The 15,832-nt window shown below is 38.2% G+C and carries 14 protein-coding genes; 12 read left to right on the top strand and 2 right to left on the bottom strand.

Annotated features, from left to right (window positions below; all coding sequences use genetic code 11):
- Positions 1-205: 205 nt before the first annotated feature.
- Positions 206-1,972 carry an Ig-like domain-containing protein gene (locus ACWB0I_RS16495; RefSeq protein WP_479389182.1) on the bottom strand — a complete coding sequence of 589 codons (1,767 nt, stop codon included), beginning with the start codon at positions 1,970-1,972 and terminating at the stop codon, positions 206-208.
- Positions 1,973-2,145: 173 nt separating this feature from the next.
- A complete protein-coding gene (locus tag ACWB0I_RS16490; protein WP_479389181.1) occupies positions 2,146-3,039 on the bottom strand; it encodes a T9SS type A sorting domain-containing protein in 894 nt (297 codons plus the stop codon).
- A gap of 767 nt (positions 3,040-3,806) precedes the next feature.
- On the opposite strand from ACWB0I_RS16490, the gene ACWB0I_RS16485 reads away from it, so the two are divergent.
- The 12 genes from ACWB0I_RS16485 to cas2 all read left to right on the top strand — a co-directional run bounded on the left by ACWB0I_RS16485 (position 3,807) and on the right by cas2 (position 15,248).
- The gene (locus tag ACWB0I_RS16485) at positions 3,807-4,766 is read left to right on the top strand and encodes a Gfo/Idh/MocA family oxidoreductase (protein WP_479389180.1); all 960 of its coding nucleotides are present in this window, start codon (positions 3,807-3,809) and stop codon (positions 4,764-4,766) included.
- A 984-nt stretch (positions 4,767-5,750) separates the two neighbouring features.
- Positions 5,751-6,650, top strand: coding sequence for a CRISPR system precrRNA processing endoribonuclease RAMP protein Cas6 (gene cas6 / locus ACWB0I_RS16480; RefSeq protein ID WP_479389179.1), 900 nt, complete (start codon positions 5,751-5,753; stop codon positions 6,648-6,650).
- A 24-nt stretch (positions 6,651-6,674) separates the two neighbouring features.
- On the top strand, positions 6,675-7,070 hold the full coding sequence (gene cmr1 / locus ACWB0I_RS16475) for a type III-B CRISPR module RAMP protein Cmr1 (RefSeq protein ID WP_479389178.1): 396 nt from the start codon (positions 6,675-6,677) through the stop codon (positions 7,068-7,070).
- Between the two features lie 574 nt (positions 7,071-7,644).
- Positions 7,645-8,739: a putative CRISPR-associated protein gene (locus ACWB0I_RS16470; protein ID WP_479389177.1), complete on the top strand. Its 1,095-nt coding sequence runs from the start codon at positions 7,645-7,647 to the stop codon at positions 8,737-8,739.
- 214 nt (positions 8,740-8,953) lie between these two features.
- On the top strand, positions 8,954-10,063 hold the full coding sequence (csm6, locus tag ACWB0I_RS16465; protein ID WP_479389176.1) for a CRISPR-associated ring nuclease Csm6: 1,110 nt from the start codon (positions 8,954-8,956) through the stop codon (positions 10,061-10,063).
- Between the two features lie 151 nt (positions 10,064-10,214).
- Positions 10,215-10,496: a DUF4258 domain-containing protein gene (locus ACWB0I_RS16460; RefSeq protein ID WP_479389175.1), complete on the top strand. Its 282-nt coding sequence runs from the start codon at positions 10,215-10,217 to the stop codon at positions 10,494-10,496.
- A 100-nt stretch (positions 10,497-10,596) separates the two neighbouring features.
- Positions 10,597-10,767, top strand: coding sequence for a hypothetical protein (locus tag ACWB0I_RS16455; RefSeq protein ID WP_479389174.1), 171 nt, complete (start codon positions 10,597-10,599; stop codon positions 10,765-10,767).
- Between the two features lie 145 nt (positions 10,768-10,912).
- Entirely contained in the window at positions 10,913-11,308 is a 396-nt protein-coding gene (locus ACWB0I_RS16450) for a hypothetical protein (protein WP_479389173.1), read from the top strand.
- A 47-nt stretch (positions 11,309-11,355) separates the two neighbouring features.
- Complete coding sequence (locus tag ACWB0I_RS16445) at positions 11,356-12,486, top strand: tetratricopeptide repeat protein (RefSeq protein ID WP_479389172.1); 1,131 nt, start codon at positions 11,356-11,358, stop codon at positions 12,484-12,486.
- A 41-nt stretch (positions 12,487-12,527) separates the two neighbouring features.
- Entirely contained in the window at positions 12,528-13,997 is a 1,470-nt protein-coding gene (locus ACWB0I_RS16440; protein ID WP_479389171.1) for a DNA polymerase, read from the top strand.
- A complete protein-coding gene (gene cas1 / locus ACWB0I_RS16435) occupies positions 13,994-14,968 on the top strand; it encodes a CRISPR-associated endonuclease Cas1 (protein ID WP_479389170.1) in 975 nt (324 codons plus the stop codon). Before ACWB0I_RS16440 ends, cas1 begins: the two co-directional genes overlap by 4 nt.
- On the top strand, positions 14,949-15,248 hold the full coding sequence (cas2, locus tag ACWB0I_RS16430) for a CRISPR-associated endonuclease Cas2 (protein WP_479389169.1): 300 nt from the start codon (positions 14,949-14,951) through the stop codon (positions 15,246-15,248). Before cas1 ends, cas2 begins: the two co-directional genes overlap by 20 nt.
- The last annotated feature ends 584 nt before the right edge of the window (positions 15,249-15,832 follow it).

Raw genomic sequence — 15,832 nt, 5'->3', positions numbered from 1 at the left:
ACTAAAGCACGTAGAAAATCACTGTCATCCATTAATGATTGTTGAATCTGACTGAGTATTGAATTATCTTTGTCTTGTCTTTTTGCCATATCCTTTCCTTTCTTGTTTGTTTTTCTTTTTTTTTTTTGAAAAAATCTAAAGTTAGGAAGGATATGGCAATTTTTCACATTTTTGCCTTTTTACACAAATTTAAGGACTTAATCCCTTATTTTATTAATATTAACTTAATTTTATTTTTGTATTCTTTACTTTGAAATCGCCAGATATAAACCCCACTACTAACTTCATTTCCATTATTATTAATTCCCTTCCAAATAAAGTCATAAGTATTAGGATAATAAAAATCTTTTTTAAAAGAATAAATTTCTTTTCCTTCAATATTATAGATACTGGATTCCAAAAATAGCGGCTCATTGATTTTTATCTTAATTTTGGTTTGTTTATTAAATGGATTGGGATAATTTTGATATATAATAAAGTATTCCGGCTTTTTGATGCCGGATTCATTGATTCTTTCAAGCGTATTATTATAGTAAATTTTAATACCATCGTCCCATAAAGCACAAATATCAATTTTTTGGTCATTATTAAAATCTGCAGAAATAATATCTTTTATTAAGGCAGGTTCTTTTTGATCTATAGTAAATTTTTTATCCCAGAATGTTATAGTAGAATCAGCCGGATTAAACAAGATATATAGTTTTGAAAAATTCTCCGGCGGGATAGTATATGAATACAATAAGTCTGCCCAACTATCTCCGTCCATATCTGTTGTTATTGCATTATGTGGAAAATCTCCGCCTCCTGTAAATATTATATGATTAACATCATTAAAAAATTCACCGTTTTTATTATTAATAAATATTAAATCATGAATGTTTGTTAATAACTGTATATCTAAGAACGAATCATTATTAAAATCCGTAATATTTAGTTTTCTAAAATAACCAAAATAATAACCATCTGGTAATGCATCTTCTTTTAAAACATACGTATTAACAATATTCAAAAATTGATCAAGGAAAAGTATTTTAATTTTATTTTCACCGCTTGATCCTGAAATTGTAGGAAAAACATTGGTCAGATAGATAATATCATTTATTCCGTCGTTATTGAAATCGGCTACCTTAAATAACACGATATTATTGTCAGTTACGATCGTATCTTCTTTCTCTTGATAAGTCCCATTTCCATTATTAAGCCGCAGGGAAATATATTGAGTTGTATCATTAATATTTTTTTTTATTATAAAATCAGGAAAAGCATCAAAATTCATATCTTGATTTCCGAAATGTATGGAGGTATCCTCGAAAAAATAATAATTATCTTGTTGTTCAAGATCAAAGTAAAAAGAGTTTGAATGAATTTCTTTTTTAAAGTCCAAATCTACGTCAGAAATAATTATACCATGAGGGCTCGTAGGGAGCTCTTGCCACAACATTAAATCTTTTCCATATTTATTAAGAATAACAGCGCCTTTTTGGTAGTTATCCGTAAGAATTAGATCAGGATATTTATCATTATTAAGATTTAAAAAAGATAAATGTTCGCCGTTGAAATTAATATATGTTTTTTTTAAGTTAAAACTTGGTTCATTTTTATTTAACAAGTTAAAAGAAAACTGCCAACTAAAGCCGCTAAAATTTTCACCATTTAATCCATTAATGCGCTTAGTTATAATTACAGTTATTTTTTCGCCTGAAAAATATGGCTTATCAGGAGTAATGGTTAGAGTGGTGTCTTCAACTTTATAAATGTATTTTTTTGAAGAAGTGTAATCTGAAAAAAGATAAATTTTTCTTTCTAAACCAATAGTATCAATTTTATTATCAAATATAATTTTTATTTTAAAATCAGAAGTATCATTTATTACTTCGTTAAATGAAGGATATATAGAAACAATTTTTAATTGTTGTGAAAAAATTGTAGTTATAGTAGCAAATAAGATAACACTAATGACTTCTATTTTCATGTTAGAACAATAGAATATATTTTACATACGATTGAATTTAAAAAAAAAATTAAGATTATCTAATTTTTATTTTCTTGACTTAAGGTTCAATAATCACCCTCCTATTAACAAATTTTGTGTCAAATAAAATTATTACAAGAAAAATTACTTTTTTCAACATTGTCCTTCTCCTTTCATTTTACCAATAAAACACTTTTGATATCTTTAATACCGTTCGTATAAAGCTGTATAAAATACAGGCCGCTGGGCGCAGACCTCCGATTCGAAAAATTTCCATCCCATACTATTTCCTTTTTGCCTTTACGCGCATAACCGTTAAAAAGTGTGGTTACTTTTTGCCCGGAGAGGTTAAAAATTTCTATTTTTAACATACCGGATTTAGGCAAAAAATACTCTATTTTAACCCGGCTGTTAAAGGGATTGGGATAGGTTTTTAGGATTTCCGGTTTCATAGGAAGAAGATTAACTTCATGTTCGGCAATAGCTGTAGTGTCGTAATAAATGGTACCATACTGTACACCGTCGATAATAGCGCCGTTTAAATGTTCAGAATAGAATTCACCAAGTACGTAAGTTCGGCCAATACCGGCTTCCAGAATTATTAATGAACCATCCAATATTATACTATCCGGATCACCATCTTCAGCGGATGATTGATAAAAATTATACGTCTTTGAATGCGCAGTCGTGTCGATTACTCTGGCATAGAAAGGTAATCCATTGGCATAATTTCCGCAATAATACCATTCTCCGTATGTGGCCCTAAGGTTGAATTCTATAGCTTTACCCTTTTCATATGATCCTTCATCTAAACTCCAAACCTGATCCAGTGTATCTATCATATAATGCTGAATATATGAGTCAGTATATCCTACCCAGCTAATCTCAAAATCAACATATTCATTCCCCAAAGAATCAATTGAGTCTTTTACAATGGTATAATTTACATAATTACCATCGCTATTAACATATTGCCACATGTCGCCTAAGTGCGTGGGAAAATAATCGCGCGGATTTTGCGCAAATAGTAAAATTGGGATAAAAACAAAAATAAGAAATTTTAACATCTTTCCTCCTACTGTTGATCTTATTTAAGGATTTTTATTTGCCCTCTTTTTAGCGCATTTATGTGAATCCGCAAAAATACCATTTATTTTTTAAATAATAAGAAAACGAAAGAGGTAGCTTCTTATTGTGGCACAATAATTTCAAAAAAATACAAACAATATTGTCACCAGGTAAAACTATTAATTTAAACATTTTATCCGGGAATTAGTAAATAACCTTACTTAAAATTACAATTTGATATATTTTATGCAAATTTTTCCTAAACTTAAGTCAGTCAGTTCCCTGTGTTTCAAGTTATTATTCATAAATAATGAAGAATGGAAATGTATTGTCCTGGATGCACACAAGGCATTGTTTAGAGATCGTGCTGTTTGACAAGGCTTACGCACCTGACCGGAATGTTTGTAGCTCGCGGGTCACGCCGATTAGCGCAGATTCTCTTTTGTTTTTTTTTAATTTTTACTTTTTTCTGCGAGCATCCGCGTAACCTGCGTGATTATTTTACTCAAACCAATTGATGCAGTTTTTTAATTCCTAATTTTAAATTATTAATTTAAAAATGCTCTTTCTTGAATTCAGGGCATTGATGTGTTCTCTGTAGTCAATTAATGTTTGCAGCTCGCCTGCCCCAGGATTTTATTTATTGTAATTTTGAGCGCAAATTATTATATTGCAGCAGTTTTTATGCCATGCGTTTAATAAATCTTTTATTAATCTTTGTGATGTTTAATCGGCACTGTTGTACAATGGAAAATCTGGAGGACGAATGAAGAATTTTGCTTTGATTGGCGCAGCCGGTTACATAGCTCCCAGGCATTTAAAGGCCATTAAAGAGACCGGGAATCGCCTGGTGTGCGCCACCGATCCTGCCGATTCGGTGGGCATTCTGGATTCCTATTTTGATGATGTCGACTTTTTTGTGGAATTTGAACGCTTTGATCGCCATGTAGAAAAATTGCGGCGCATTAATGCCGGCAAAGAGATCCACTACGTCAGCATTTGCTCGCCCAACTATTTGCATGATGCGCACATCCGTTTTGCCTTACGCGTCGATGCCGATGCCATCTGTGAAAAGCCGCTGGTGCTCAATCCCTGGAATTTGGATGCGCTTGCGGAAATAGAACAGGAAACCGGACATCGTGTGTACAATGTACTGCAATTACGGCTGCACAAAACCATCAAAGCCTTGCGGCAGCGTGTTTTAAACGGACCCAAAGGGCACAAATATCCTATTGACCTGATCTACATTACCTCTCGTGGTAAATGGTATTTTTACAGCTGGAAAGGGAATATGGAAAAATCAGGCGGGGTGGCCACTAACATCGGCATCCACTTTTTTGATATGCTTACCTGGATTTTTGGAAATGTTCAACATTTGGAAATCCATCATTCAGACAGCAAGAAAGTCGGTGGATTCATGGAACTGGAACGGGCTTACGTGCGCTGGTTTTTATCGCTGGATAAAAATGATTTGCCGGCTCAGGCCGTTCAGGAAGGCAAACGCACCTACCGCAGTATTGTCATTGACAACGAGGAGATGGAATTTTCCGGAGGTTTTACCGATTTACACACCGAAGTGTACCGCGACATTCTGACCGGCGGCGGCTATGGCATTCAGGATGCCCGGCCTTCAATTGAACTGGCCTATCGCATTCGACATGCTCAGGTGGTTCCGGCCGAACGGGAAAAAATGCATCCTCTTCTGGCTAAAGCATTAGGAATGTAAAAAGTTCTGTAGCAATATTGAAGTTTTGAATTTTTAGGAATCTGTTAATTTTTGTTTGTTTCTGTTCAGGACATCATACAGATCAACATGGTTTCAGGCAGAAACTAAGGCAGCAGAGCCGCAACCAAAAAACATTTACACAGGAATTTAAGTAACCACAGAGCGCACAGAGAAGCATTTTTAAATTAAAAATTACGAATGACGAATTACGAATTAATTTGCGGAGGGGCAATTTATGCCCATGCGGTGAGGAACCGTGCCGGCATGTCATTCTGAGAATCCCTTACATTGGCAGACCATTTGCAGGCGCAACTAACTCGAGCTTCAGTCCGCGACTTTGTGAGGGCGAAGCATTTATGGCGAGCTTTTGTTTTAAACCCCATCCCCCCGGCCCTGTTTCCTTTAAAAAAGGGAAGGGGGCATTTTAATCTTTGCTTTGTAAATTTTGATTTTTAAATGTTCATCTACCTTAACTTTTGGGAAAGCTTAGTAATAATGCAGCACAAGAATTTTCGTACGCTAAGTCACTAGATCTTTTAAAGGAAGTATTCTAAGGCAGCAGAGCCGCAACGTAACTCGAGCTTCAGCTCGAGACTTTTATAAGGTCGAAATGACAATCAGTGAGGTTTCGTGCTGAGCGTCATTCCAAATCCCGATCCTCGGGGACAGGCCATTCAACAATTAAACAATTCAACAATTCAACCAATCAACAATTCAACAGCTTTGCTTCTTCACACTGCATAAAAATTTTCGCATCCCGCTGTGGCGGGATTAGATCTTTTGAAGGAAGTATTCTAAATCTTTTAACAAAAATACCCTACAACCCACAAAAATAATTTGACATTTTCACTAAATCTTAATATTATCTATTGTGATTGGTCGACCTATTAAGTATTTTCATTTTAATCTTATTGAATTTAGTCATTCCTTGTTTTGTTTCAATCATTTTGATTGATTGTAAACAACTAAATCGGAAGGGGTTATATGGAAATCGCCCTTTTTGAATTTGTATTGAAAAGTAAAACCAATTTATTTTTGCCAGCCTTTAAGGGCGCTACTTTTCGTGGCAAATTTGGTAATGTATTAAAAAAAGTGACTTGTTTTAACAAGAAGATTGCATGCGACCATTGTCCATTCACCAGAAAGTGCCCATACATTTATTTATTTATGACTCGATACAGAAATCAGGAGGAAACACTAAAACCCTTTGTTATTAAACCGCCATTAGATCGAAAGCAATTTTTTCTAAGCGGCGAAAAATTCTATTTGCAATTAACACTTATTGGCAAAGCCATTGAATATTTGCCTTATTTTGTTTACTGTTTTTTGGAAATGGGCCAAGAAGGGATCGGAAATCCAGCGGGAAAATTTACCCTGGAACGCGTATGGAATTTTGATGATGCTGGGGAGAAGAAGTTGATTTATAAATCTGAAGAAAAAATCTTGAATAATGAAATTGATCAGATTCCGCTCTCCGAAATTAAAAATGAAATCAAACCGCAGCTCACTTTAAATTTTCTGACGCCAACGCAAATAAAACAAAATGGTAAGGTTTTACACAAAATAAATTTTGAATCCCTGTTAAAAGCCATACTCAGAAGGTACCACCGATTAAATTACCTTCATGGTAATGGCCAGAAAATTTTTACTGAGGTTGATTGGGATGAGGTAAAAAAGGTTGAAGTATTAAACGACCAGCTCCGAGACTATCGTTTTAGAAGGTATTCCAATAAACAAAAGAGATCGATTCCGGTGCATGGAATAACTGGAAATGTGGTTTTAAGGGGCAACTTAACGCCTTATTACAGGTGGTTAAAGATAGGCGAATATTTACATGTTGGCAAAGGTGCCACTTTCGGGTTGGGGTGGTATAGGGTGGTATGATAAGTAAAATATGGGGAACGCGTGATGTACAAAATGACTTTTGAATGTGAAATAATTACGCCAATGTTCCTGGCTGGTGCGGATGGGCGGACGGCAGAACTTAGAGCACCTTCCATTAAAGGCGCCCTGCGCTTTTGGTGGCGAGCAATGAACGGGCATTTGCCACTCGACAAATTAAGAGAGAATGAAGCCAAAATATTTGGTGGGATAGAGAAAGGACAGGGAAAGAGTGCCTTCTCAATTTCACTGACAGGAAGTTATCAATCCAGTTTACAAAAATTTCCAAATCATCCTGTTAGAGTTACAAGTCGAAGTAAAAATCGTACTTTCAATATTAACATTTTAGAATACTTCTTTCAAAAGATAAAACGCTTTAGCGTGCGAAAATCTTTGTGCAGTGTGAAGAAGCAAAACTGTTGAATTGTTGATTTGTTGAATGGTTTGATGTCCCTTTCCAGTGAATCGCGATTTCCGCTTCGCTTCAACCGGCTTTAGCTGCCAGACAATTAAGAAAATATCCCACGCAAGTCTTCCCCCTCTCCCAGATTTTTATTATGGGAGAGGAGGATCGAGGGGGTGAGGGATAATTCGTGAAATGACTTCTGCTGTTGGAGGAGTAAAGTTAAGAGTATATGAGTGTAAGAGGTAAAAGGTTCCGAGGCACCGGCCGGTCATTTTTTAAAGAATTTTTTTGGTTGCGGCTCTGCTGCCTTAGAATATTTAGCTTATGGTACTCTTGAATTTAAGAAAGGATTTATCAGAGAATATCTTTCGCCTAAGAATTGGTTTGAGGTAAGTGTTTCAAGTTTTCATCAAGAATTTAGACTTCTGCAAAATTAAACTGTAGCTGTCTTTTTGAGGAGCCCCGAGAATCGGGGCTACGAAGTATCCACTGTTTTTATTTAACTTATAAGATTCTTCGCTTTGCTCAGAATGGCAATTGATGCAATTTTGCAAAAGTCTTAAAGTTAGAATTTTAAAGTAAGGAGTGACGATGCCGAATTTTATTTTTTCCACCTGCGGTACAAGCCTGCTCACACAAGGGGCTTCTATTGAGATCAGAACACTTATTAACAATCATGCCAATAGTCAAGAAAATGAGTTGGATTTATCGACCCGAGAACTTCTGGATAATCATATACATAATGTTAGAGAAAAACTCTTTTCTGCTTCGCTTCAGCAAGTAACAAAACTTTCTGCAGAATTACATGCCATAATCAGGTACTATGATTTCGAGATGCAAAGGGCTAAAAACGACTTTCACTATTTGCTTACTACCGATACTTTCCTGGGGACGCAAACAGGCCAAATTATTCAGGAATGGCTCTCACTATATGGGGCTAGCCAGCCACAAATCTTAAATCTATCCAATTTGCAAACAAAGAATTTAACGCTGTTTCAATGGGCAATGGCCGATCTGGTAAAATGGTTAGATCAAAACATTGAAGGATTTAAAACCGCCAATTATCATATCGTTTTTAATCTAACCGGTGGCTTCAAAAGTGTGCAAGGTTTTCTTCAAACATTAGCAATGTTTTATGCTGATGAGACAATCTATGTGTTTGAAACTGGAAAAGAATTGTTCCGGCTCCCTAAGATTCCTGTTAAACTTGTTCCGCAAGAGGTCATAGAAAATAATTTTCAATTTTTTCGAAAAATCCATTTACAAATTCCAACCGCAATCCCTCAAAATATTCCTGAAATAATGCTGTTCCAGATGGATGATGCGGTTTCATTATCGGATTATGGTCAGATTATTTTTCAACAGACAAAACGTTCTCTTTATGAACGTAAAATATGGCCCTCTCCTTATCCAAAAATAAAATTTGGCCCGCGCTTTCTTAATTCCGTGGAAAAATTAGACGGTAAAAGGAAGCGTATGGTGAATGAAAGAATTGATGATCTGATTCATTATTTTCTTACAAGTCATAATATTAATCGCATGGATTTTAAAGAATTGAAAGGTAATCCAAAGCCTCCTTCTACTCATGAATTAGACGCCTGGGCAGATCAAGATGCCAAACGGCTCTTTGGCCATTGGGAAGAAAACGTTTTTGTTTTAGATGCGCTGGACAAAGCTTTGCATTAGAGGCATGCAAAATTGTTCCGTATTGTTATCAGCTATTTTACCGGTAAATCTGTTGTACATGGATAAGGTACTTTTAATCATTAAAGTACTTATTTTAATGGGAAACATCGATTCAAAGAACAGAACACAAAAACTAATGGGCCCTGTATTATGATAGAAGTAATCAACATGGTTGATGGGCGTAAAGACTTTAACAAAACTGTCTGGCGAAAAAATGACTAAGAAAAATTTTAAAAACATCCTCATCACGGTTGCCGGTTCGACGCCGCAAATTTTAACGGAAACCCTCTACGATTTGATCATTCAACGCGAACTAAAAATTGATCAAATTGTTATCATTACAACCCGACATGGGAAGCACGTTTTTGAACAACGCTTATTTGACAATAAAGAAGGCAAATTTTATCAGTTCTGTGCAGAATATCGTTTAAAAGCCTATCAAATTAAAACGGAATTTGTGGTTATTAAAAATGACCAGGAAGAAGAATTGCTCGACATTCGTACAGCAGAGGACAACCGTGTAGCCGCAAATTGCATTGTTAAAACCATCCGTGATTATACCCGGGATGAAAACGCGCGCATTTTTGCCTCGATTGCCGGAGGGCGAAAAACCATGTCCACCTTTATGGGCTATGCCATGCAGTTGTATGGCCGAAAGCAAGATAAGCTCTTCCATGTATTAGTCGCTCCAGCGGCTCTGGAATCCAATCCCTATTTTTATTTTCCGCCATCGGATGGTAAAGACATCACTTTTAAAGATCGCCAGGGGCAAAGTATTACAATTCCATTTTCAAAAATCAAAATTTCCAATGCCGAAATCCCTTTCGTTCGATTACGTGAAATTATTCCTTTCATCCATGGACCACAGGAAATGGAGTACCAGGATCTGGTTCAATTAACACAGAAAGAAATTAACGAAGCCTTTGTCCCTACTCTAAAACTGCATATTAAAAAGGCCTCGATAACCGTAAAATGGCGCGAACACTCCTGGGAAATTAAACTTAAACCTATTGATCTGGCATTTTACTGGTACCTATTAAAAAAGCGATCCATTGTTAATTCTAAAGATTGCCAGCACGAAAACGACCTGCAGGCCCTCTATTTAAAAATACGTCCAGATGTAGATCGGGAAGATCGCTCAGCCTTACCTTCTTTTAAACACGAAGACCTCATCGATTCGCGCCCGCGTATTAACCGGCGTATTAAAGAAATAATTACCTTTGACAAAATCCAACAATTTTTAATCATTCACAGCCAGCAGCAACATCGCATTCCCACCTATTTCATTGAACTCCCCGAATCAAACATAGAAGTCCTCGATTAGTCTTTCCTCTTTTACGTCTGGCCAGACGAAACATTTGTCTGCCCAAAAACTACACAAACTTTTCTGATACCTGGAAACGAGGCGGGTAAATTGTGGCTGTTCAATATCGCAATTCCCTAAGAATTGGGGAAAAACGAGAAAGGAGGATGTTATGAACAGCCCAATTTCTGGTCATGCTTTCAAACGCATGCAGCAACGCTCGATTGATGAATTGATGATCGAAGCAGCCAAAATTTTTGGGGAGAAAATTTACGCTAAAAACTCCCTGTATTTTTTCCTGGGTAAGCGCGGTCTTAAACGCATGCTTCAAATTTTTCGGCCCCAAAATCCTGAAAAGTGGGAAGGCATTACCGTGGTTTGCGATCCAAGAACAGAGACGGTTTTGACGGTTTTTAAAAATAAAAGTTGGCTGAAAAAAATCCGCTACCATTAACCCTAAAACGACTCTTCGATGCTATAAAGGCCCCGCACCCGTTGCGGTTCGGTCGCCCACTGGCTGGGCCGCAACTTTTAAAAGCAGAAAGGAGGTTGTGATGAATGTTTCTGTCGAAGCGTGCAACTTACGCGTTTTTAAAAACAAACAAGAATTTTTGACCTTTCTGTTTGAAGGCCGCCTCAAAGAAAGTCTGATCTATCTGCAGGAAGAACGGCTTTTCATCCATCGCCTGAGCTGGATTCTATTGCTGCAAGGCGGCTGTCATTGAAACAATTACGGCGGAACAACCTGCGATCTTTGAAATACGGCCAATCACGGACCCAGGTTGTTTCCGCTTTCTAAAACTTATTGAATGTGTAACTAAGGTGGTATGTAAGACTTCTGCAAACTCATTAATAGAGAGTTTAAAAATCATGAAAACGGAAAAAGACCTGGTCATGCTGGCTAAACTAAACAAAATTATTGCCCTTTCTCATCTGTACGCCCTGAATGAGGAATTTACGAAAAATAAGAAGCGGGACTCTGTTAAACAGAGCTTGTACGAAGCATTAATTCGCCTGCTGGGTGTTTGCGAAAACATCTTTCTCTTTTTTGGCGATCCGCTAACGGCCAGCGATTTGCAAAAAATGGAAACTTACGCTCAAACCCACACCAAATTTGAAATGATTGCCGATTTTATTAGTGCCATTTACCAGTACAGAAAAGATTTAAGCAGTCTTTTTACGCAAAAGGATGCCCAGGCCCTGGGCCAGGTGTACCGCTTTACCATGTTTGTGGAAATAGCCCCAGATCTTAAACACAGTATATGAATTGCAAAGCCTGGCCTCAATTTCTGGTCAAAACAAAGGAGAGTATTATGAATGGCATTCCATCTAAAATTCAAGAGCTGGAAAGAAAACACCAGTGGCAACAAATCATCGATCTTTTAAAGCCACTGCTGGAGCAAGGCGAGAAAGAAGTTTACATTTTACGCGCTCTCGGTTTTGCCTATTCGCAGTTAGATCGCTACCACGAAGCGCGCTATTGTTACAAACAGTGGATCGAATTGGAACCGCACCGCGCCCAGCCATATTACCATGTGGGATTCACCTTTTACGACGCCGGACAATGGAAAGAGGCGGTGGAATGGTTCGACCAGGCGCTGGAACGTTTTCCGCAATATATGGTCTGTTTGTACCGTAAAGGTGTGGCCCTCTTTATGACCAGAAAAGCGCGCCAGGCCAAAGATATTTTGAAAAAAGCCATTCTTATTTACCAGGACCACCCGGAGGTAAAATTTAAACAACAGATGGGCAAATATTACTACCGCTCCATTTTTTACCTGGGAAAATGCTACTTACAAATACAATCGTTTAATAACGCCCGAAGTTGTTTTAACAAAATTATTGCCGAAGACAAACGCGCTTACATCGAGCCATTGTTTGTACAGTACAATCTGGCACTCAGTTTAATGCGCTTAAAAGAATTTGAAGCGGCCGAGCGCATCGTAAAGCAACTGGTCAAAATCAACCCCCGGGCAGAGTGGTTGTTCGATTTTTGGGGGCGTCTGTTAATCGAACAAAAATACTACGAACACGCCATCGAAAAATTCAACCTGGCTTTAAAAATTCGCATCCAGCCTTATATTCTGGTAGATCGGGCTAAGGCTAACTATTTAAATGGTCAGAGGGCCCAGGCCAAAAACGATTTGCACGAAGCCCTGAAGCGCGACAAAAAAGGGAAACACAAGATTTTGTTGGAATTGGCCAAAATAGCGTTAAAAGAAAAACAATTTTCTGAAGCCATTGTTTACGCCAAACGCTCCATTGAGTTCAAACTAAAAATTTATGAAACCGACTACATCGAAGCCCACCTGCTTTTGTCTGAAATTTACAAAGCCATCGGTGAAGATCAAAAAGCCGAGGAGGAGTGGAATTTGACCTTGAGTTTAAAACCTGAATTAGAATGGGATGACGATGTGCTCTTAAATTCAAGAACCATTCTGTAAAGCGGACGACCTCAAAAATAGCGAAAAAAGGAGAAAAAAATATGACCATCGAACAAACCATTCAGCAAATTGGCCTGCAGGGAGACGAACAGGAAAAACTGAAGTTGTTGGAACAAATCAAAGAACAGCTCCCTGCCCTGCGCAAGCTGCGCAAAGAAAAGTATTTAATCCCTTTAATTTATGATGAAAACTGGTACATTCGCCAGGAAGCGGCTTTTTTAATTGATCAACTGGGACTAACGCTAAAAGGAGAAGACTACTACCGCTATTTGCTGGCGTTACAGGATTTTGAAAATTTATTTCTGGCCAGGGACCACGATGCCGCACGAAAAGTGATTTTTGACGCTTTAAAAGACGCCAACCATCGTTTGCGCCTGAAAATCTTTAAATACCTGAAATTAGAAGACTGCCAGAGCCCACCAGAGAAGGCGCTCTTTTACTACGGCCGGGCTGAATATGAGCAATTAGCTTCAATGGCTGAACAATCAGAAGAAATGAAAGCCTTTATTAAGTCGCTACTGATATCTGGCATGAAACCCAATCACAATCCCGATTATCATCGTCGACGCTGCGCGGAGACCCTGCAACGCATCGAATATTCAGAAAAAGTAGAGGCCTTCATTCAGGATTTATTCAAAAGTAAAAAGTCCAACCTTAAGCAGCCGGCTAATAAAGATTTGCGTCCCGTGCCCCTGCAGGATAACGAACCAGGATTGATGTTTGACTTACAAAATGTCATAGCCTATCTAAAAGAAAACGGGATCTGGCTGGATGGCAACCTTGTTTTCCCGCAAATTCAGATTGGTAGCGCAACTAACCGCATTACCTACCGCAATCCCGCTTTACAAACCTGGCCTAAAGAGCAACGTGAACAACACATTCAGCCTCCGCCCGGTTGCATTCTGGTAGCCTTTGACTTTATTAGTATTGAACCGCGCCTGGCGCTTAATTTTCTGGTAAAAGATTTTTTAATAGCCCTTGAAGATATCCCGCAGGATGATGTTTACCTGACTTTTTACCCTCACGATCGGCAAAAAGGCAAACAATTATTAAATTCCATAATCAATGGCAGTTACGTAGATGAACAATTACTGACCAATCCGTTTGCTCGAATTTTTGTAGAGGGCATTCGACAATTACGGCTGGAGCAAATGAGTTTAGCCCGCCAGAATGGATTTGTGGAAACCATCGCCGGTCATAAAATTCCACTGGAATCCAATGTCCCTAATTTTGGCGGCAAGGTTTTAAATCGCCTGGTGCAGGGTTCGGCCAGCGATGTATTTAACACCGCATTGTGTAAATTATTCGAACACATACAGACCCATTCCTGGCCGGTACAAATTTACTTTGTCATTTACGACGAAGTGTGGCTGGCCCTCTCTGAAGAAAATGCCGATCAATTTTTAAAACCGGCGCAGACCATTTTAAATGAAATTTACCGCCATTTTAATTTGTTAATTCCTTTACCCTGCCGCCGGCGCTTTTTAAATAGCAAAGGAGCAAGGCTATGAGCGTTTTATTGATTAGCGAACAAGGCAGCCGCCTGACCAAGCGCGGGCATTCGCTCATCGTTTTTAAAGAGCGCAAAAAAAAGTTGATTTATCCCTTAAGCAATGTAGAAAAGATTCTCCTTTTAGGACGCATCGAATTTTCCTCGTCCTTGATCGGATTATTATTGCGCGAAGAGATCGAAGTCCATTTTTTAACCGTAGATGGGCGTTACAAAGGGCGCTTAAGCGGGCCGACCAGCAAGAATGTGTTTATTCGACAAAAGCAATACGAACGCCTGAAAGATGACGATTTTCGACTACATTTTAGCCGCGCCATTACACAGGCCAAATGCGCCAATCAGGTGCGATTAGTCAATCGTTACCTGAGCGCAACCCATAATGAACTACAGCGTCGGTTTCAGAATTTAAAGCGCAGTTTGCAAAGCGCCAAAGACCTTTACACTGTGCGCGGTCTGGAAGGTAGTTTTAGCGCGCTGTATTTCAAGATATTCCAGAGTTTGTTAAAATACCGCATGGGATTTAACAAACGGATCAAGCATCCGCCGCCCGATCCTATCAATATTTTATTGTCATTAGGTTACACCTTATTGTTCAACAATGTTTATGCCCTGGTCGAAGGCCATGGCCTGGACCCTTATGCTGGCTTTTTTCACGAACTGGACTACGGACACCCGGCGTTGGTCAGTGATTTAATGGAGGAATTCAGAGCGCCCATTGTCGATCGCCTGGTGTTAAAAGTAGTAAATCTACAGCAGGTAAAAGAAAAAGATTTTACCGAAGAAGACGGCGCCCTGCGCTTGAGCAAAAATGGCTTGCAAAATTTTTTAGAGGCCTATCGCGCTTTACTGACGCGCCGGCAAAAATTTAATAACGAACGCTTAAATTATTTGCAAATCATTCATAATCAAATACTACAGTTTCGTCAATTTTTAGAAGGGAAAAGAAATAGCTATGAAGCTTTTAGAAGTTGAAAAGAAATTTGTTATTGTGGCCTATGACATTGTAAGCAATAAACGCCGGCGGCGCGTGATGAAATGCTTAAAAGGAATGGGATTTCATGTTCAAAAGAGCGTTTTTGAATGTTTGTTAAGCGCAGACCAAATACGGCGTCTGGAAAAATTGTTAAGAAAAGAAGTAAACGAAGAGGAAGATACGGTGCGCATTTATGTGATGGCCTTAAACATGAAAGATGAAGTAACCATATTGGGTACAGGCGAAGCGTTACAGGATCAGGCATTTATTGTGATTTGATTTGCAAGAAAAGAGAAAAATACATAAATTACAAAAAATAAAAGGCACCGGGAGAAAATTCGCCGATAAAGTTAGGAAAAGGTTTTGTGTTACAAAAAAACAATGAATTACGTTGAATTTAGGTCAGATCTGGCAGAAAGTTGTAAGGAGGATAAAAGAGGTTTAGAAAATAGGGCTGTAGAAGGCCTGGTAAAAGAGAGTTTCCCGGAGCAGGAGTTAGAAAGCACCCCGTTTTTCAGAGGGGATTGAGACTTATATTTTTATACCAGACGGAAAAGGAAACTACTTTGAATGTTAGAAAGCACCCCGTTTTTCAGAGGGGATTGAGACAGAAGCTAAGGATTTCTTAGAATACTTCCTTCAAAAGAACTAATCCCGCCACAGCGGGATGCGAAAATTTTTAAGCTGCCTAATTACAGGGCAATCACAAACGTATGAGTAGATGAACATTTAGAAATCAAAATTTACAAAGCAAAGACTAAAACGCCTTCTTCCTTTTTTTCAAGGAAAGGGCGCCGGGGGGATGGGTTTTTAAAACAAAAACTCACCTTAAATGCTTTGCCCTTGCGAAGCCTCGAGCCGAA

Source organism: Caldithrix sp. (assembly GCF_056497305.1).
The sequence above is the reverse complement of the archived record's forward strand: the minus strand, read 5'-3'. Positions and strand labels throughout refer to the sequence as shown.